17 protein-coding genes are annotated in these 17,467 nt (G+C 72.1%); 4 read left to right on the top strand and 13 right to left on the bottom strand.

What is annotated here, in order from left to right; genetic code table 11:
- Positions 1 to 107 precede the first annotated feature (107 nt).
- From ACQVFL_RS10610 to ACQVFL_RS10550, 13 genes are all read right to left on the bottom strand, one after another.
- Positions 108 to 1,133 carry an NAD-dependent epimerase/dehydratase family protein gene (locus tag ACQVFL_RS10610; protein ID WP_396699149.1) on the bottom strand — a complete coding sequence of 342 codons (1,026 nt, stop codon included), beginning with the start codon at positions 1,131 to 1,133 and terminating at the stop codon, positions 108 to 110.
- Positions 1,115 to 1,942: a glycosyltransferase family 2 protein gene (locus ACQVFL_RS10605; protein WP_396699147.1), complete on the bottom strand. Its 828-nt coding sequence runs from the start codon at positions 1,940 to 1,942 to the stop codon at positions 1,115 to 1,117. Before ACQVFL_RS10605 ends, ACQVFL_RS10610 begins: the two co-directional genes overlap by 19 nt.
- On the bottom strand, positions 1,939 to 3,141 hold the full coding sequence (locus ACQVFL_RS10600; RefSeq protein WP_396699145.1) for a nucleotide sugar dehydrogenase: 1,203 nt from the start codon (positions 3,139 to 3,141) through the stop codon (positions 1,939 to 1,941). Before ACQVFL_RS10600 ends, ACQVFL_RS10605 begins: the two co-directional genes overlap by 4 nt.
- Positions 3,142 to 3,337: 196 nt before the next feature.
- On the bottom strand, positions 3,338 to 5,908 hold the full coding sequence (gene pheT / locus ACQVFL_RS10595; protein WP_431729256.1) for a phenylalanine--tRNA ligase subunit beta: 2,571 nt from the start codon (positions 5,906 to 5,908) through the stop codon (positions 3,338 to 3,340).
- A gap of 39 nt (positions 5,909 to 5,947) precedes the next feature.
- Positions 5,948 to 7,018 (bottom strand): phenylalanine--tRNA ligase subunit alpha, encoded by a 1,071-nt coding sequence (gene pheS, locus ACQVFL_RS10590; RefSeq protein WP_431729255.1) that lies wholly within the window; start codon positions 7,016 to 7,018, stop codon positions 5,948 to 5,950.
- Between the two features lie 202 nt (positions 7,019 to 7,220).
- Positions 7,221 to 8,018, bottom strand: coding sequence for a TrmH family RNA methyltransferase (locus ACQVFL_RS10585; protein ID WP_396699139.1), 798 nt, complete (start codon positions 8,016 to 8,018; stop codon positions 7,221 to 7,223).
- Positions 8,019 to 8,085: 67 nt separating this feature from the next.
- Positions 8,086 to 8,478 (bottom strand): 50S ribosomal protein L20, encoded by a 393-nt coding sequence (gene rplT, locus ACQVFL_RS10580; RefSeq protein ID WP_117230164.1) that lies wholly within the window; start codon positions 8,476 to 8,478, stop codon positions 8,086 to 8,088.
- A gap of 33 nt (positions 8,479 to 8,511) precedes the next feature.
- Complete coding sequence (gene rpmI / locus ACQVFL_RS10575) at positions 8,512 to 8,706, bottom strand: 50S ribosomal protein L35 (protein WP_396699136.1); 195 nt, start codon at positions 8,704 to 8,706, stop codon at positions 8,512 to 8,514.
- A 20-nt stretch (positions 8,707 to 8,726) separates the two neighbouring features.
- Entirely contained in the window at positions 8,727 to 9,362 is a 636-nt protein-coding gene (gene infC / locus ACQVFL_RS10570) for a translation initiation factor IF-3 (RefSeq protein WP_350700095.1), read from the bottom strand.
- A gap of 672 nt (positions 9,363 to 10,034) precedes the next feature.
- Positions 10,035 to 10,562 (bottom strand): PH domain-containing protein, encoded by a 528-nt coding sequence (locus ACQVFL_RS10565; protein ID WP_396699134.1) that lies wholly within the window; start codon positions 10,560 to 10,562, stop codon positions 10,035 to 10,037.
- Entirely contained in the window at positions 10,559 to 11,608 is a 1,050-nt protein-coding gene (locus ACQVFL_RS10560; protein ID WP_396699132.1) for a DMT family transporter, read from the bottom strand. The genes ACQVFL_RS10565 and ACQVFL_RS10560 overlap by 4 nt, the downstream gene beginning before the upstream one ends.
- The gene (gene hisG, locus ACQVFL_RS10555) at positions 11,605 to 12,450 is read right to left on the bottom strand and encodes an ATP phosphoribosyltransferase (RefSeq protein WP_396699130.1); all 846 of its coding nucleotides are present in this window, start codon (positions 12,448 to 12,450) and stop codon (positions 11,605 to 11,607) included. Before hisG ends, ACQVFL_RS10560 begins: the two co-directional genes overlap by 4 nt.
- A 44-nt stretch (positions 12,451 to 12,494) precedes the next feature.
- The gene (locus ACQVFL_RS10550) at positions 12,495 to 12,758 is read right to left on the bottom strand and encodes a phosphoribosyl-ATP diphosphatase (protein WP_088947482.1); all 264 of its coding nucleotides are present in this window, start codon (positions 12,756 to 12,758) and stop codon (positions 12,495 to 12,497) included.
- 138 nt (positions 12,759 to 12,896) lie between these two features.
- Between ACQVFL_RS10550 and ACQVFL_RS10545 the strand changes: the two genes are divergently transcribed.
- The 4 genes from ACQVFL_RS10545 to ACQVFL_RS10530 are packed head-to-tail and all read left to right on the top strand — an operon-like array spanning position 12,897 to position 17,432.
- Entirely contained in the window at positions 12,897 to 13,757 is an 861-nt protein-coding gene (locus ACQVFL_RS10545) for an ABC transporter substrate-binding protein (RefSeq protein ID WP_396699128.1), read from the top strand.
- Positions 13,754 to 14,602 (top strand): amino acid ABC transporter permease, encoded by an 849-nt coding sequence (locus tag ACQVFL_RS10540; protein ID WP_396699126.1) that lies wholly within the window; start codon positions 13,754 to 13,756, stop codon positions 14,600 to 14,602. Before ACQVFL_RS10545 ends, ACQVFL_RS10540 begins: the two co-directional genes overlap by 4 nt.
- 2 nt (positions 14,603 to 14,604) lie before the next feature.
- Entirely contained in the window at positions 14,605 to 15,390 is a 786-nt protein-coding gene (locus ACQVFL_RS10535; protein ID WP_396699124.1) for an amino acid ABC transporter ATP-binding protein, read from the top strand.
- Positions 15,391 to 15,428: 38 nt separating this feature from the next.
- Positions 15,429 to 17,432, top strand: a complete 2,004-nt coding sequence (locus tag ACQVFL_RS10530) for an acyl-CoA dehydrogenase (RefSeq protein ID WP_431729254.1) — start codon at positions 15,429 to 15,431, stop codon at positions 17,430 to 17,432.
- Positions 17,433 to 17,467 lie beyond the last annotated feature (35 nt).

The raw sequence follows: 17,467 nt of genomic DNA, 5'->3' as shown, positions 1-17,467 counted from the left end.
CCTACCTCCGCATGACTATGCAGAAGAGGTTAGCAGCGGCCGGTGACTGACCGCAAGGTCATGCATACCACTGCATGGTGATGTCACCGGGCTCTCGTCGGGGACGGTCAGAGCCGCCCCTCGGCCACCGCCCGGGTCACCCACGGGATCACCTCGTCGAGCATCTCGTCCAAGGAGGTGGTGGCCGTGAAGCCGAGCACCTCGGCGGCCTTGGTGATGTCCGGCACACGCTTGCGCACGTCGTACTCGAAGGGATCGTCGCTGACGTGCCGGAACGGCACGTCCGGCCCCTTGATCTTGTGCCAGATCAGCTCGGCCAACTCCAGGACCGTCGTCGACCGCGCGGTGGAGAGGTTGAAGTCCTCGTTGCGCGCGGCCGGATGCTCGACGGCGAGCGCGATGCCCCGCGCCAGGTCACCGCCGTAGGTGTAGTGCCGCACCTGGTCGCCCTCGCCGAGGATGTGCAGCGGGTCCTGGCCCTTGACGATCTTCTGCACCAGGTCGGGCACCACGTGCGACATGGCCAGCTTCACGTTGCCGGAGAGCACCTCGGCCTGGCCGAGGGCCCGCCCCTCCCCCACCCCCACGCAGTTGAACGGCCGCACGATCGTGTACGGCAACCGGTACTGCTCCCAGGCGGCCCGGGCGTAGTACTCCACCGCCAGCTTCTGGAAGCCGTACGAGGACAGCGGCGGTGGGATACGTCGCTCGTCGCCCTCCCGGCTCGGCCAGTGCGCGGTCGACTCGTACACCATCGAGGAGGAGAGGTAGGTGACCTTGGCGAGCCCACCCTCGCGATGGGCCCGGATCGCCGCGTCGCAGGTGGCCGCCATGATCCGTTCGTTGGTGGCGAGCAGGTCGTAGGCGTACGCGTGGAAGTAGGAGATCCCGCCGATCATCGCCGCACCGGCGACCAGATGGTCACAGCCGTCGAGCAGGTCGGTGAGCAGGTCGACGTCGCGCGCGTCGCCCTCGACGAACCGGAAGCGCGGGTGCGCGTCGTAGCTGTGCGTGACCGGCCCGTACTTCGAGAAGTCGTCGACCCCGACCACCTCGTGCCCGCGATCGAGCAACTCGGCGACCAGGTAGCCGCCGATGAAGCCGGCCGATCCGGTTACCAGGACCTTCGCCACGTACGCTCCTCAGCCGTCTTCTCGTACTCGGGGCCGCGCTTGTCGTACCCGGGGGCGCACGGGACCGTCACGACCGCCGGACCACGCCGGGCGGCCAGCTTCTCCCGGCTCAGCCGTCGACCGTAGGAGAAGAAGTACCACCGCAGGTAGCCCGGCAGGAACCGCCCGAGGTCGAAGTGGGACTCGCCGAGCGGCCGGTCCAGCCAGATCGTCGGGATCTCCGCCACCGGCAGCCGCAGCCGGGTCGCCTTGGCGGTCAACTCCAACCCGATCTCGAAGCCGGTCCGCGACTCGATGCCGACCTCCCGCACGAACGCCGTGTCGTACGCCTTGAAGCTGTTGGTGGCGTCCCGGGTGCCGACCCGGGCGAAGGTGTAGAGGCTCCGGCCCGCCCAACGGGACATGATCCGCTTCAACCGTGGACCGCCGACCTGCTGGCCGCCCGGCATGTAGCGGGACGCCGCCGCGACCACCACCCCCCGGTCCACCAGCCGGGCCAGCTCGTCGATCTGCCGGGGATCGTCACAGCCGTCGGCCATCGTCACCACCGCGACCGGCGCCCGGGCCGCGTCGATGCCGAACCGGATCGCGTTGGCCGGGCCCCGGCCGTAGGTGTTCAACACCGCCCGCACCCGGGGATCGGTCCGCGCGACCTGCTCGACGTACGGCACCGTGGTGTCCTCGGGCTGGTCGTGCACGACGAGCACCTCGGCGGGGAGCATCAACTCCCGCAGCATCCGTTCCAGGCAGCGGACGACCGCCTCGCCCTCGTCGTAGACCGGCACGATCACCGAGACGCGCGGGTTCACACCCGCACCCCCTGCCCGGTCAGGCCCCACATGTCGATCACCGGCCGGTCGGTGTCGAGGCGGGCGTACTGCTCGTGCGGTGCCGCGATCACCAGGAGATCCGACCGGCGCAGCACCTCGTCCAGGTCGAGAAACCGCTCGTCGACCACGTACGGGTCGGTGCAGAGCGTCTCCCGGGTCTTCAACGCCAGGATCTTGCGCAGCTTGTACGCCAGGCTCTCCCGGGGGTCGTCGCTGCCGCCCTTGAACGCCATGCCGAGAATGCCCACCGTAGAGGAGGCCAGGTCGAAGCGGTCCTCCAACCGGGACACCAGGTACAGCGGCAGCCCCTCGTTGATCAGCATGGCCGAGTGGCCGAGCACGAAGTTGTTCCGGTTGAACGCGGCCAACTGCATGGTGTCCTTGAACAGGCACGGCCCGGCGGCGAACCCCGGCATCGGCAGATCCGCCGCGCGCGGGTAGTCGTACGCCACCGCGTGCCGGATCCGGGCGAAGTCGAGCCCGACGTCGTTGGCCATCATCCAGAACTGGTTGGCGGTGGCGAACTTGACGTAGCGCCACGTGTTGGTGAACAACTTCGCCAGCTCCGCCTCCTCCGGCTGCAACGGCACGATCCGGTCGGTGAGGTGCCGGAACAGCCGCTCCGCCCGAGCCTGTGCCTCCGGCGTACGCGCGGCCACGATCTGCGGCAGCGCGAACAGTTCGGTCATCGCGTGGCCCTCGGCGATACGCTCCGGACAGAAGGCGACGTCGGCGTGCACCCCCTTGGCCGCCAGCAGCTTCTCGGTCAGCGCGGTCACGCCCGGATAGACGGTGCTGCGCAGCACCACGAGCTGACCGTCCCGCAGGTACTCGGCGCACCGCTCCAGAGCCCGGGGCACGGCACCGAGATCCGGGTTGAGGTGCTCGTCGACCGGGGTCCCCACGACGACCACCAGATGCGCGGAGACGCCCACCGCCGCCGGGTCGGTGGTGGCCCGGAGACGACCGGTGGCGACCGCCTCGGCCAGCGGTGCGGCGGCACCCGCCTCGACGAACGGCAACGTGGCGGCGTTGACGGTGTCCACCGCGTCGGCGTTGATGTCGTACAGCACGACGGAGAGCCCACGGGCGGCGAAGGCGATGCCCAGCGGCAGGCCGACCCGGCCACAACCACCGACGATGCAGACGTCGACCGCGGAGGGGGGCTCGTCGGACATGAGGGGACTCCCGTGGGGTGGCGGGGTGCGATCGGCGGCGGTGCGCGGGATCCCAGCAGGCTAACCGCTCGGACGTGACTCGCGGGTAACCAAACAGCTATCGATGCCAGCCTTTCGGCCGATCTCCGCCCGGAGGTAAGGAAGGGTCCCCTGCTATGCACGAGGCGTTAGCAGGGGACCCTTCCTTACATCCGCGTCAGGCGCCGCGCAGGGTCGCCTGGAAGCGCTCGGCGGCACGGGCCACCGCGGCGTCGCGGGCGGCCACCGCCTCCTCGACGGTCAGCGTCCGGTCGGGTGCGCGGAAGGTCAGCTTGTACGCCAACGACTTGCGGCCCGCGCCCAACTGGTCGGAGGCGTACACGTCGAACAGCCGCACCGACTCCAGCAGGTCACCGGCGCCCTCGGTGAGGGCCTGCCGCACCGACTCCGCCGGGACCGACTCGTCCACCACCAGCGCCACGTCGATCAGTGCCGGCGGGAAGCCGGACACCGTCGGCGCGAGCGCCACCGGCGCCTCCGGCAACGCGTCCAGGTCCAGCTCCATGGCACTGGTCCGACGGGGCAGTTCCAGCGTGGCGAGCACCGTCGGGTGCAGTTCACCGGCGTGGCCGACCACCGTGCCGTCCACCAGCAACGCGGCGCACCGGCCGGGATGCCAGGGGGCGTACTCGGCGGCCCGCACCTCGACGGAACCCTGCGGCACCCCGGCGGCGGCGAGCACCGCCCGACCCGCCTCGACGGCGTCGGCCCAGCCGGCGGCCCGACCCGCGCCCCACCAGCCGGCCGGCTCGACGTCGCCGGTCAGTACGACCGCGACGTGCCGGGGCTGGTCCGGGACGACCGCGTCGGCGGCGGCGAACTCCTCGTCGGTGGGACGCCGGTCGACGCCCATGACCGGCGGCCGTCCGGCACCCGGACGCGCGCGGAAGACCGTGCCGGTCTCGAAGATCGCCAGGTCGCGCAGGCCACGGCCGAGATTGCGGCGGACGATGCCGAGCAGCGGACCGAGCAGCGAGGTCCGCAGCAGCGGCTCCTCCTCGGACAGCGGGTTGGCCAGCCGGACCGCCTGGCGACGCGGGTCGTCTTCGGGCAGCCCGAGCTGGTCGGCCAGCTCGGTGGAGACGAACGGGTGCGCCAGCACCTCGACGAAGCCGCGTTCGGCGAGCGAGCGGCACACGGCGCGGTGGCGGCGCTGCCGCGCGGTCAACCCTCGCCCGGGCGGCGCGGTCGGCAGCACCGACGGCACCTTGTCGTACCCGTCGAGGCGGGCCACCTCCTCGACCAGGTCGGCCGGATCGGTCAGGTCGGGTCGCCAGGTGGGCGGGACGACGCTGAGCGCCTCGGCACCGGCGACGGTCCCCACCTCGCCCGCGTCCTCGGCGAGCCGGTCGGCGCCCCGGGCCACGGTGCACCCGACCTGCTCCAGCAGGGCCACCACCCGGGCCGGTGGATACTCCACGCCGACCCGTCGGGTGGGCAGGTCCACCGGCAGCACGATCGGCGTACGCGGTGCGACGTGGTCGATGTCCAACACCTCGTCGGCGACGGTGCCGCCCGCGTACTCGGTGAGCAGCCGTACCGCCCGCTCCAGCGCGACCAGCGGCAGGGCCGGGTCCACGCCCCGCTCCCAGCGCTTCGCGGCCTCGCTGAACAGCTTGTGCCGGCGGGCGGTGCGCCCGACCATCACCGGGTCCCAGTGCGCGGCCTCGAACAGCACGTTGACGGTGCCGGGCACCACCTCGCTGGTCTCGCCGCCCATCACGGCCGCGAGCGAGATCGGCACGCCCTCACCGCCGACCGGGTTCGGCGCTCCGGTGTCGCAGATGACCATGTCCTCCGGGGCCAGCGCCCGGGTCACCCCGTCGAGCGTGGTCAGCTTCTCGCCCACCTCGGCCCGTCGGACCACCAGCGCGCCGGTGATCCGGTCCGCGTCGAAGGCGTGCATCGGCTGGCCGAGTTCCAGCATCACGTAGTTGGTGATGTCGACCGGCAGCGAGATGGTGCGGATGCCGGCGACGGTGAGCCGCCGCTGCATCCACTCGGGGCTCGGTGCGGTCGGGTCCACGCCGCGCACCAGCCGGGCCGCGAACCGGTCGCAGCCGACCGTGTCCCGGACCTCGACCGGGTACGCCGGTACGTCGGTGCCGGTCGGCGCGGGGGCCAGACCGGGGTCCCGGAAGCCGACCCCGAGGGCGAGCGCCAACTCGCGGGCCAGCCCCCGCAGCGACATCTGGTAGCCCCGGTCCGGGGTGATCTCCACCTCCACCACGACGTCGTCGAGGCCGACCACCGGTCGGGCGTCGTCGCCGGGTTTGGCGGCGGTGCCCTCGGGCAGCACCACGATGCCGTCGTGGTCGTCGCCGAGGCCCAACTCGCGCTCCGAGCAGATCATGCCGTTGGAGTTGCGCCCGTACGTCTTGCGGGCACCGATGGCGAAGCCACCCGGCAGGACACCGCCGGGCAGGATCACCACCACCCGGTCGCCCGGGGCGAAGTTGCGCGCCCCGCAGACGATCTCCTGCGGCTCGCCGGTGCCGTTGGCGGCGCCGACGTCGACCCGGCAGAACCGGATCGGCTTCTTGAAACCGGTCAGTTCCTCGATCTCGAGGACCTCACCGACCACCAGCGCCCCCTGGACCGTGTCGGCCAGGTCCACGATCGACTCGACCTCGATTCCGAGGTCGACCAGGGCCCGCTCCAGGTCGGCGGCGGGCAGGTCGGCCGGGAGGTCGACGTACTCCCGCAGCCAACTGACAGAAACTCGCATGACTTGTGACCACCGTCTCCGTGACTCGTACCCGTCGCCCTACACCCCGGCCCCGAAGGCGCGGGTGAACCGCACGTCGCCTTCGGCCATGTCCCGCATGTCGCTGACCCCGTGCCGGAACATCACCGTGCGGTCGATGCCCATGCCGAAGGCGAACCCCGAGTAGACCTCCGGGTCGATGCCGCAGGCGCGCAGCACCCGCGGGTTGACCATGCCGCAGCCGCCCCACTCCACCCAGCGAGGTCCGTCGCGGTGCTCCGGGAACCAGACGTCGAACTCGGCCGACGGCTCGGTGAACGGGAAGTAGTGCGGCCGGAAGCGGGTCCGCGCCCCCGCCCCGAACATCGCCCGGGCGAAGTGGTCGAGGGTGCCGCGCAGGTGCGCCATGGTGATGCCCTTGTCCACCACCAGGCCCTCGACCTGGTGGAAGACGGGCGCGTGGGTGGCGTCCAGTTCGTCGGTGCGGTAGACCCGGCCGGGCACGACCACATAGATCGGCGGCTTGCGGGTCAGCATGGTCCGCGCCTGCACCGGCGAGGTGTGGGTCCGCAGGACCAGCCCGGACTCCTCGGCGGGTGCGATGTGGAAGGTGTCCATCAGGCCGCGCGCCGGGTGGTCCGGCCCGATGTTCAGCGCGTCGAAGTTGGTCCACTCCAACTCGACCTCGGGTCCCTCGGCCACCTCGTAGCCCATCCCGACGAACAGATCGCTGATCTGCTCGGTCAGCACGCTGATCGGGTGCCGGGAGCCGCGCGGCCGCCGGTCGTAGGGCAACGTCACGTCGACGCGCTCCTCCACCAGCACCCGCTCGGCCTGTTCGCGCTCCAGCACCTCGGCGCGGGCGGCGTGGGCCTGCTCGATGGCGCGGCGGGCCTCGTTGACCCGCTTACCGGCGTCGGACTTGGCGGCCGGCGGCAGCGCGCCGATCTCCCGGCGGGCCAGCGAGACCGGGGCGCGGTCCCCGAGGTGCGCCGGTCGCACCACGGCCAGCGCGTCGGGGTCACCGGCGGCGGCGAACGCCTTCTCGGCCTCGGTCACGGCCTCGGCCAGGGCGGCCGGGTCGAGCAGGGCGACCTGCTTCGGGTCGTACGGATCGTTGCGGTAGCTCATGGCGTACGGGCACTCCCTCACGGCGGTGCCGGCCCTCACGGGCGGCGAAGCGAGTCTACGGACGCGCGGCTGCGCCGCAGCCCGCCGGTGGGAGTCGCGTGGGGAGCAGGTCAGGCCCGCCGCCCGCCGACACCGGCGGGCTGGCTAAAGGAACGCCGTATCGCGTTCACCATGGGGGCCGCTCTCCCTGTGGGGTGTGAGGTCAGCGCTGCGCTTTCGCTGAAGCGTACAGGCAGACCGCCGCAGCCGCAGCCAGGTTGAGGCTCTCGGCACGCCCGTGCAGCGGCACCCGGACCCGGGCGTCGGCGGCCTCGACCAGTTCGGTGGGCAGGCCGTGCGCCTCGGAGCCGAACAGCCAGGCGGTGGGCGCGGCGAGCCGGCCGGCGTCGGCCAGGTCGTCGAGGTCGTCGGCGCCGTGCCCGGTGGCGGCGAGCACGGTCAGCCCGGCGGACCGGGCCGCGACGAGCACCTCGGCGGGGTCGGGTTCGCGGACCACGTCGACGTGGAACAGGCTGCCGGCCGAGGACCGGACACACTTGCCGTTGTACGGGTCGACGGCCTCGCCGGCGAAGACCACCGTGGCGGCCCCGGCCGCGTCGGCGGTCCGCAGCACGGTGCCGGCGTTGCCCGGGTCACGGATGCCGGCGAGTACGGCGACCAGGCGCGGGCGGCGGGCCAGTGCGGTCTCCAGCGGTACGTCGACGTGCTCGCAGACGGCGACCAGTCCCTGCGGTGCGACGGTCTCGGCGAGCGCGGCGAGCGCCTCCCCGGTCACCTCGGAGACGGGTACGTCGTCCCGGGCGGCGGCTGCCGCGAGGTCGGCGTACCGGTCGAGGGCGGCCGGCGTGCCGAACAGCTCCCGCACCGTACGCGGGCGGGCCAGTGCCTCGCGGACCGCCTGCGGCCCCTCGGCCAGGAACCGGCCGGTGGCCTCGCGCTCCCGGCGGCGGTGGAGCCGACGGGCGGCGACCACCCGGGGCGTACGCGGAGTGAAGGTCATGTCGTCCTCACCACACACGCGCGAGGCGCCCCCGGTCGTGGGGACGCCTCACTGCGTTGTGCGGGGATCAGGCGGCCTGAGCCGGCGCGCCGCCGGTGCCCTCGGCCTTGACCGCGGCCCGGGCCAGCTCGACGATCGCCGCGAACGCCGGAGCGTCGTGGACCGCCATGTCGGCCAGGATCTTGCGGTCGACCTCGATGCCGGCCAGGCGCAGGCCCTGGATCAGGCGGTTGTAGGTCATCCCGTTGGCACGGGCACCCGCGTTGATCCGCTGGATCCACAGCTGCCGGAAGTCGCCCTTGCGGTCGCGACGGTCCCGGTAGGCGTACTGCATCGAGTGCAGCACCTGCTCCTTGGCCTTGCGGTACAGCCGGGAGCGCTGACCGCGGTAGCCACTCGCGGTCTCCAGCAGGGTACGACGCTTCTTCTGGGCGTTCACAGCCCGCTTGACGCGTGCCATCTCAACTCCTTCTTGGACTCAGGTTGGCGCGCGTCAGCGGCCGAGCAGCTTCTTGAGGCGCTTGACGTCGGACTTGGCGACCTCGACCAGGCCCGTCAGCCGCCGGGTACGGGTGGAGGGCTTCTTCTCCAGGTTGTGGCGCAGACCGGCCTGCTGCTTCACGATCTTGCCCTTACCGGTCACGCGGACCCGCTTGCCCGTCCCCGTGTGGCTCTTCATCTTCGGCATGTGGAACGTCTTCTCCCCTGTTACTCGCCGCTGTTGTCGGCGACGGTGCCGGTGTCACCGGCTGCTGCGGTCTCGCCGGCCTCCGGCGCGGCGGAATCCTCCGCTGCCCGGTCCCGGGGCGCCCCGCCCCGGGAGGCGACCGCGGCGACCGCGGCGGCCTTGGTGGCGCGGTGCGGCGCGAGCACCATGATCATGTTTCGACCGTCCTGCTTCGGAGCGGCCTCGACGTACCCCAGCTCCGAGATCTCGCTCTCCAGCCGACGCAGGAGCCGGTAACCCAGCTCCGGGCGACTCTGCTCGCGACCGCGGAACATGATCGTCACCTTGACCTTGTCGCCGGCCTTGAGGAACCGCACCACGTGACCCTTCTTGGTCTCGTAGTCGTGCGGATCGATCTTCGGCCGGAGCTTCATCTCCTTGATGACGGTCTGCTGCTGGTTACGCCGCGCTTCGCGCGCCTTGAGTGCGCTCTCGTACTTGAACTTGCCGAAGTCCATGAGCTTGCACACCGGCGGGCGCGCCATCGGCGCAACCTCGACCAGGTCCAGATCGACGTCCGCGGCCAGCTGAAGGGCGCGCTCCAGCGGGACGATGCCCACCTGCTCACCCTCGGGGCCGACCAGTCGGACCTCACGTGCCCGGATCTGCTCGTTCACGCGTGGTTCGACGCTGATGGGGCCTCCTCGAGTCGGATCTTCATAGGCGGCCGACCCTGCGGCTCCCGGTTGGGAGCCGACCCGGAAAGCAGAAGGCCCCGGCGCATGCCAGGGCCCGCTCGACCGGTCGGCACGATCACAGGATCGCGCATCCCGACCCGGGACATGCCCGGAACCGGAGACCGGACCCGGCCGCCGCAGTCGGCGACTCGGGTGGGAGCAGGCGCCCCACTTTCATGGCCGCCCGCTCAACGCGGACAGCCTGGTCGACTCGACCACACTACACCCTCGGTAACCACCGCCCCAAACCGACCCGCCCTATCCCGGTCCGCCCGCGCTGATCCACCCGCCCGCACCGGGTCTGTCGTCCGGTGCGACGGGTCTGTCGTCCGGGTGCGACGGGTGGTGGTTCGGGCCGGGCCCTGTCGATTCGGGCCGGGCCCTGTCGAGCTGAACCGTCGGCGCCATCACCGAGGGCCGAACCCGTGGCGATCCATTCGTGCCGTCAGCTCGACAGGCCGCCGACCACACGGTGGAGTGCAGCGGCGAAGGCGACTGAGCGTGACGACCGGTCGCGCGGGAGATTCCAGTGCGGGAAGTACCCCGTGCGCCACGGACGCTCAGCGCCACGGGCAGTGAGCCGGCCCGGACGAAGTGCCCGGGTGAGGGCGCTCAGCGGGTGGCGCGCTCGGAGACGGCGGTCAGGTGCGCCTGGTGCAGGCGGCGCAGGGCACGGACGCCGTCGACGGCGAGCTGCTTGTCGGCGGCCTGGAGGGCGACCACCGGCAGCAGGTCGTCGTCGTACAGCTCCAGGGCGGCCCACGGTGCGCCGCGGTCGAAGCGGACGCCGCGGACGACCTCCCAGGGCAACTCGTACGAGCCGATGATGTTGCGGACCCGGATGCGGTGGGCGTCCGCCTCGACCCGGGGACGGGTGAACAACAGCGTGCCGAGGGCGAACAGGACACCGAGCCCGATCATGGCGAACTGGTCGCCGCGCTGGAAGGTGCCGTAGCCGTTGCCGGTGGGGCCGGTCAGGGTGGTGGCGATCAGGGCGAACACGACGACCAGCACGGCCGCCGAGATCCAGCAGACCAGCCGGATGCGGCGCGGTCGCAGGTGGATCCGGTCGGTGCCGTTCACCGGCTCGCGTTCGCCCGTGCCGGCACTGGCCTGCGTCGCGTCCCGCCGCTCACTCATGCGCCCAGTTTGCCATCCGACCCCGGCACGTCGTCCGGCGCCACACGGACCGCACCGTCGTCCCCACCGGTCCCGACCTCGGCGACCGGGGGCGTGCGTGGGACCGGGGGTGGGGTGCCGGTGGCCGGGGCGGTGGCGGCGCGCGGTCCACGACCGGCGACCAGCACGGCGAGCAGGGTGAGCACGGCGCCGGCCAGCACCGGCAGCCGGGCGCCGGGGCCCTGCGGCAGCAGCGCGTCCAGTAACAGTGCGCCGACGAGTTGGCCGCCGACCAGGGCCAGGCCGGTACGCAGGACGCCGGCCGCCCGGACGCCGATCACCAGGGCGGCGACGATGCCGACGCCGAGCAGCCCGCCGGTGTAGAGGTGCCACCCGCTCGGCCAACTGATGGACGGGCCGGAGAAGGCGCCCGCCAGCGCGGCGACGAGCAGCACCACCGGCGTACTGACGACGAAGTTGACCGCGACCCCGGCGGCGGCCGAACCGGCGGCGGAGATCCGGCCGTTGAGCGCGGCCTGCAACGCCACGGCGACACCGCCGAGCACGGCCAGCAGGAGCACACCCACGGCCAGGTCACCGATCGGTCGGCCGGTCTGGGCCAGGGCCACCGCAGCCACCCCGAGCAGCGCCCCGGCGATGCGGGGCGCGGTGAGCGGCAGCCGACCCACCGGGGCCAGGCCGGAGCGGTCCGAGGCCAGCCCACCGAGGCTGCTGCCGGCGACCTGGGCGATGGTGAAGACCGCGACGCCGAGCACCGGCACGGCGTAGGCGGCGAGCACCACGATGGCCGCGCCGCCCAGCCCGCCGAGGTACGACCACCAGGGCAGCCGGGCCCGCCGCAACGCGACGAGCCCGGTCCGCATGGACGGCAGCGCCAGCAGCCCGAGCAGGACCAGCAGGCAGCCGCCGAGGTTGTTGACGACCGCGCCCACGGTGGCGTTGCCGGTCCGCTGGCCCAGCTCGGCGTTGACCGCGCCCTGCGCCGCCGACGCGACGCCGCCGAGGGTGACCAGAGCCAGCGCGAGCGCCGCCGGGCGCGGCCTCACAGCCGGCAGGCGTGGATGTTGGTGACCAGGATCGCCCGGGCGCCGAGGTCGTAGAGCTCGTCCATGATCTGGTGCACGTCGTCGCGCAGCACCATGGCCTGCACCGCCACCCAGCCCTCGCGGTGCAGTGGGGAGACGGTCGGCGACTCGATGCCGGGGGTCAGCGAGCTGGCCCGGTCCAGCAGTCCGGCCGGTACGTCGTAGGCGAGCATCACGTAGCGGCGGGCCACCAGCACCCCGTGCAGCCGGCGCAGCAACTGCTCGGCCTGCGGGTGGGCGTCGGCACCGACGCGGCGGACCAGCACCGCCGACGAGCGCAGCAGCGGCTCACCGAAGACCACCAGCCCGGCCTGGCGCAGCGTGGCACCGGTCTCGACCACGTCGGCGACCACGTCGGCGACACCGAGCCGGATGGCGTTCTCCACCGCGCCGTCGAGCCGGATCACGTCGGCCTTGACGCCCAGCTCGGTCAGGTGCCGCTCGACCAGCCCCGGGTACGCGGTGGCGATCCGGTGCCCGCCGAGTTCCCGGACGTCGTCGACGTCGTCCGCGCGGGCGGCGAAGCGGAAGGTGGCCCGGCCGAAGTTCAGGTCGACGATCTCCTCGGCCGGCGCGCCGGAGTCGATCAGCAGGTCCCGGCCGGTGATGCCGACGTCCAGGTCACCGGAGCCGACGTAGGTGGCGATGTCCTTCGGGCGCAGGTAGAAGAACTCGATGTCGTTGGGTTCGTCCCGGCAGACCAGGTCCTTCGGGTCGGTGCGCTGGCGGTAGCCCGCCTCGCGCAGCATCTTGGCGGCCGATTCGGCCAGGGCGCCCTTGTTGGGTACGGCGACACGCAGCATGACGGAGTGCTCCTTCGATCGGGTTGAGGTCGACGGCGGGGCACTCACAGATGTCGGTAGACGTCCTTCAGGTCGAGACCACTGGCCAGCATCAGCACCTGGACCTGGTAGAGCAGTTGGGAGATCTCCTCGGCGGTGCGCTCGGGCCCCTCGTGCTCGGCGGCCATCCACGACTCGGCCGCCTCCTCGACGACCTTCTTGCCGATGAAGTGCACGCCCTTCTCCAGCGCGGCGACCGTGCCGGAGCCCGGGGTGCCGGCGGCGGCCTTGGCCTGCAGCTCGGCGAACAACTCCTCGAACGTCTTCACGGAATCGGATTCTTTCAGTCGCCCTCGGTCGCCGTGAGCACGGGGCCGGTGTCGACCGCTGGGCGGGACCGGAATTCCCTACCGACATGGTGGGACACCCCTTCGACGTCCGCCGATGCAGGTCGTACGCTGTGCGCCATGGTCAGCACTCCTCGCATCCTCGCGCTCGCGGCCGCCGGCTCGGTCCTGCTCGCGGTCAGCGCCTGCGCGCCCGAATCCGCACCCGCCCCCCAGCCCACCGCGTCCGCCGCGTGCGACAAGGAGAGCCTGGTCACCCGTACGCCGGGCAAGCTCACCATCGCCACCGACGAGCCCGCGTACCAGCCGTGGTTCGTCGACGACAAGCCGGACAACGGGGAGGGCTTCGAGTCCGCCGTGGCGTACGCGGTGGCCGAGAAGCTCGGGTACGCCCGCGCGGACGTGGTCTGGACCCGGGTCAAGTTCGAGACCGCCGTCGCGCCCGGGCCGAAGGAGTTCGACTTCGACATCAACCAGTTCTCCATCACCGACGAGCGCAAGCGGGCGGTGGACTTCTCCGCGCCGTACTACCTGGTGCGGCAGTCGGTCATCGCGCTGAAGTCCTCCAAGATCGCGGGGAGGACGTCGCTGGCCGACCTGCGCGACGCCAAGCTCGGCGCCCAGGTCGGCACGACCAGCTACCAGGCGATCACCGACCTGGTGAAGCCGACGGTCGAGCCGCAGGTCTACAACAGCAACGACGACGCCAAGAAGGCGCTGCAGAACGGGCAGATCGACGGGCTGGTGGTGGACCTGCCCACCGCGTTCTACATCACCTCGGCCGAGATCGACGACGCGGTGATCGTCGGGCAGTTCCCCCAGGTGGGTTCGCCGGAGGCGTTCGGGCTGCTGCTGGACAAGGACTCGCCGCTGACCGGCTGCGTCAGCGGTGCGGTCGGTCAGCTCGCCGGTGACGGCGTGCTGAAGCAGTTGGAGCAGCAGTGGCTCGCCCAGGTGGCGGGTGCACCCGAACTCACGTGAGCACCCTCACCCACCACGATCCGTCGCCCGCGCAGCGGGCCCGGGACGCGTACCGTCGTCGGCAGACCGTGCTGAGCGTGCTGATCGCCGCCGCCTCCACGGCGGTGATCGGCACGCTGCTGGCGGTCGCGGTGACCGGGGCGCCGGGCTGGGACCGGGTACGCGAGTCGTTCCTCGACCCGGAGATCGCCCGGGACGCGCTGCCCCGGGTGCTCGCCGGGCTCTGGCTCAACGTCCGGCTGCTGGTCTGCTGCGCGATCGGCGCGCTGCTGCTCGGGTTGCTGATCGCCGTCCTGCGGACGCTGCGCGGTCCGGTGTTCTTCCCGATCCGGGCGCTCGCGGCCGGGTACACGTACACGTTCCGCGGCCTGCCGCTGATCATCGTGCTGTACGTGCTCACCCTCGGCGTGCCGGGGCTGCGGTTGCAGGGCATGCCGCCGGTGCTGGTGCTGGGCGGGTTGGCGCTGGTGCTCACCTACGGCGGGTACCTGGCCGAGGTGTTCCGCGCCGGCATCGAGTCGGTGCATCCCAGCCAGCTCGCGGCGGCCCGCTCGCTGGGGCTCACCTATCGGCAGACCATGCGGCACGTGGTGCTGCCGCAGGCGGTCCGGCGGGTGGCGCCGCCGCTGCTCAACGACGTGGTGGCGTTGCAGAAGGACGTCGGGCTGGTCTCCCTGGCCGGCCCCATCGACGCGGTACGGGCCGCGCAGATCGCCACCGCCCAGACGTTCAACTACACGCCGTACATCGTGGCCGGGGTGCTCTTCGTCCTGCTCGCCATCCCGCTGATCGCGGTCACCGACCAGGTGACGTTGCGGGCGGCCCGACGCCAGTCCGGAGGCTGACCGTGGACGTGTTGCGGTGTCGGGGGCTGCGCAAGGAGTTCGGTGGCCGGGTGGTGCTGGACTCGCTCGACCTGACCGTGGCCGAGCACCGGGTGGTGGCGTTGATCGGGGCCTCCGGCTCCGGCAAGTCGACGCTGCTGCGCTGCGTCAACCTGCTGGAGGAGCTGCACGACGGGACGATCGAGCTGGACGGCGAGGAGATCACCGCCCCCGGCGTGGACCCGGACCGGGTACGCCGCCGCATCGGCATGGTCTTCCAGGCGTACAACCTCTTCCCGCATCTGAGCGTGCTGGACAACGTGACGCTGGCTCCGCGTCGGGTGCACGGGCGGTCCCGGGCCGACGCCGAGGCGCACGCCCGGGAGCTGTTGGACCGGGTGGGGCTCGCAGACCGGGCCGACGCGTACCCGGATCGGCTCTCCGGCGGCCAGCAGCAGCGGGTGGCGATCGTGCGGGCGCTGGCCAACTCGCCCCGGCTGCTGCTGCTCGACGAGGTCACCTCGGCGCTCGACCCGGAGCTGGTCGGCGAGGTGCTCACGATGATCCGTGACCTCAAGGCCGACGGCATGACCATGGTGCTGGCCACCCACGAGATGGGCTTCGCCCGGGACGTGGCCGACCAGGTCTGCTTCCTCGACGGCGGCCGGGTGGTCGAGTCCGGCCCGCCGGCCCAGGTGTTCGGCGCGCCCACGCAGCCGCGTACCCGGCAGTTCCTGGCCCGGATCATCGAGGCCGGTCGCCTACCGGGTGCGGTCGGGGGCGATCGTGACGACGGTCACCGTCGCTGACCGGCAGGTTTGTACCCTTGATTGGGTACAAACCGACCATGACGACGTCTGTTGAGGTAGCCGTGCCCCGTTCCGCATCCGACCCGGTCGACGTCGCCCACCTGCGGAAGGTCCTCGACGGGCCGTGGGCCGAGGTCCGCGACGCGCACCGGGACAAACTCGACGACCCTTTCCTCCCCGTCTACGGGGAGAGCGGCCACCAGGCCCGGGAGCGGATCAGTCGACTGCTCACCGAGCTCCCCGCCGAGCTGGGCATGGCGGCGTCCTTCCCCACCGAGTACGGCGGCCGTGCCGACGTCGGTGCCTCGATCGTGGCCAGCGAGATGCTGGCGCAGGTCGACCTCTCGCTGATGGTCAAGGCGGGCGTGCAGTGGGGCCTGTTCGGCGGGGCGGTCCTGGCGCTCGGCACCCGTCGGCACCACGACGCGTACCTGCGCGACATCGTCGCGGGCGATCTGCTCGGCTGCTTCGCGATGACCGAGACCGGGCACGGCTCGGACGTCCAGCAACTCCGCACCACCTGCACGTACGACCCGCAGACGCAGACCTTCGACCTGCACACCCCCCATCAGGCCGCCCGCAAGGACTACATCGGCAACGCCGCCCGGGACGGTCGCATGGCGGTGGTCTTCGCGCAGCTCGTGACCGGCGGGCAGCGGCACGGCGTCCACGCCTGGTTGGTGCCGATCCGCGACGCGGACGGCACCCCGATGCCCGGCGTGACCATCGGCGACGCCGGTCCCAAGGCCGGGCTGCTCGGCGTGGACAACGGGCGGCTCAGCTTCGACCACGTCCGCGTGCCCCGCGACATGCTGCTGGACCGCTACGGCCAGGTCGCCGCGGACGGCACCTACGCCAGCCCGATCGCCGACGACTCCCGGCGCTTCTTCACCATGCTCGGCACCCTGGTCCGGGGCCGGGTCAGCGTGGGTGGCGCGGCGGCGGCGGCGACCAAGTCGGCGCTGACCATCGCGGTCCGCTACGGCGACGTGCGCCGCCAGTTCGGCGCGCCCGACGCCGACCGTGAGGTGCTGCTCAACGACTACCTGGCCCACCAGCGCAAGCTGCTGCCCGCCCTGGCCACCACGTACGCGCTGCACTTCGCCCAGGCCGAGCTGGTCGCCGCGATCCACGAGGTGCAGGGCGGCGACGAGCCGGTCGACGAGCACCGGCAACGGGAGCTGGAGTCGCGGGCCGCCGGCCTCAAGGCCGCGCAGACCTGGCACGCGACCCGGACCATCCAGACCTGCCGCGAGGCGTGCGGCGGTGCCGGCTACCTGGCCGAGAACCGGCTGCCCAGCCTCAAGGCCGACACCGACGTGTTCACCACCTTCGAGGGCGACAACACGGTCCTGCTGCAACTGGTGGCCAAGGGGCTGCTCACCGGCTACAAGGACGAGTTCGGTTCGCTGGACGGCTGGGGGCGGGCGTCCTTCGTCGCCGAGCAGGTCCGCGAGATGGTGTTGGAGCGTACGGCCGCGCGGGCGCTCATCGAACGGCTCGTCAGCGCCGTACCCGGTCGGGGCGAGGAGGTCGCCGTCACCGACCGGGGCTGGCAGCTCAGCGTATTCGAGGACCGCGAGAGGCACCTGCTCGACGGTGCCGTCCGGCGGCTGCGCAACGGCGCGAACACCAAGCGGGACCGACCCTTCGACATCTTCAACGACGTGCAGGACCACGTCCTCACCGTCGCCTCCGCGCACATCGACCGGGTGACGCTGGAAGCGTTCGTCGCCGGCATCGAACGCACCACCGACCCGGCCGTCGCGGCCCTGCTCTCCCGCGTCTGCGACCTGTACGCGCTCAGCGTCATCGAGGCCCACAAGGGATGGTTCCTGGAGCACGGCCGGCTCACCCCGGCCCGCGCCAAGGCGATCACCGCCGTGGTGAACAGCCTGCTCAAGGAGCTGCGCCCGCAGATGCGCACGCTGGTCGACGGCTTCGCCATCCCGGAGGCGTGGCTGCACTGCGCCATCCTGCGCGAGGAGGCCGACCGGCAGGAGGCGATGGCCACTCACGACCGGTACCCGACTGATCGGTAACGGATCGCGGACAGGACGGTCACCGAGGGTGCCCC

Origin of the sequence: Verrucosispora sp. TAA-831 (assembly GCF_050780145.1) — a bacterium.
Taxonomy (GTDB): domain Bacteria; phylum Actinomycetota; class Actinomycetes; order Mycobacteriales; family Micromonosporaceae; genus Micromonospora.
This window is presented reverse-complemented; position numbering and strand designations above follow the sequence as displayed.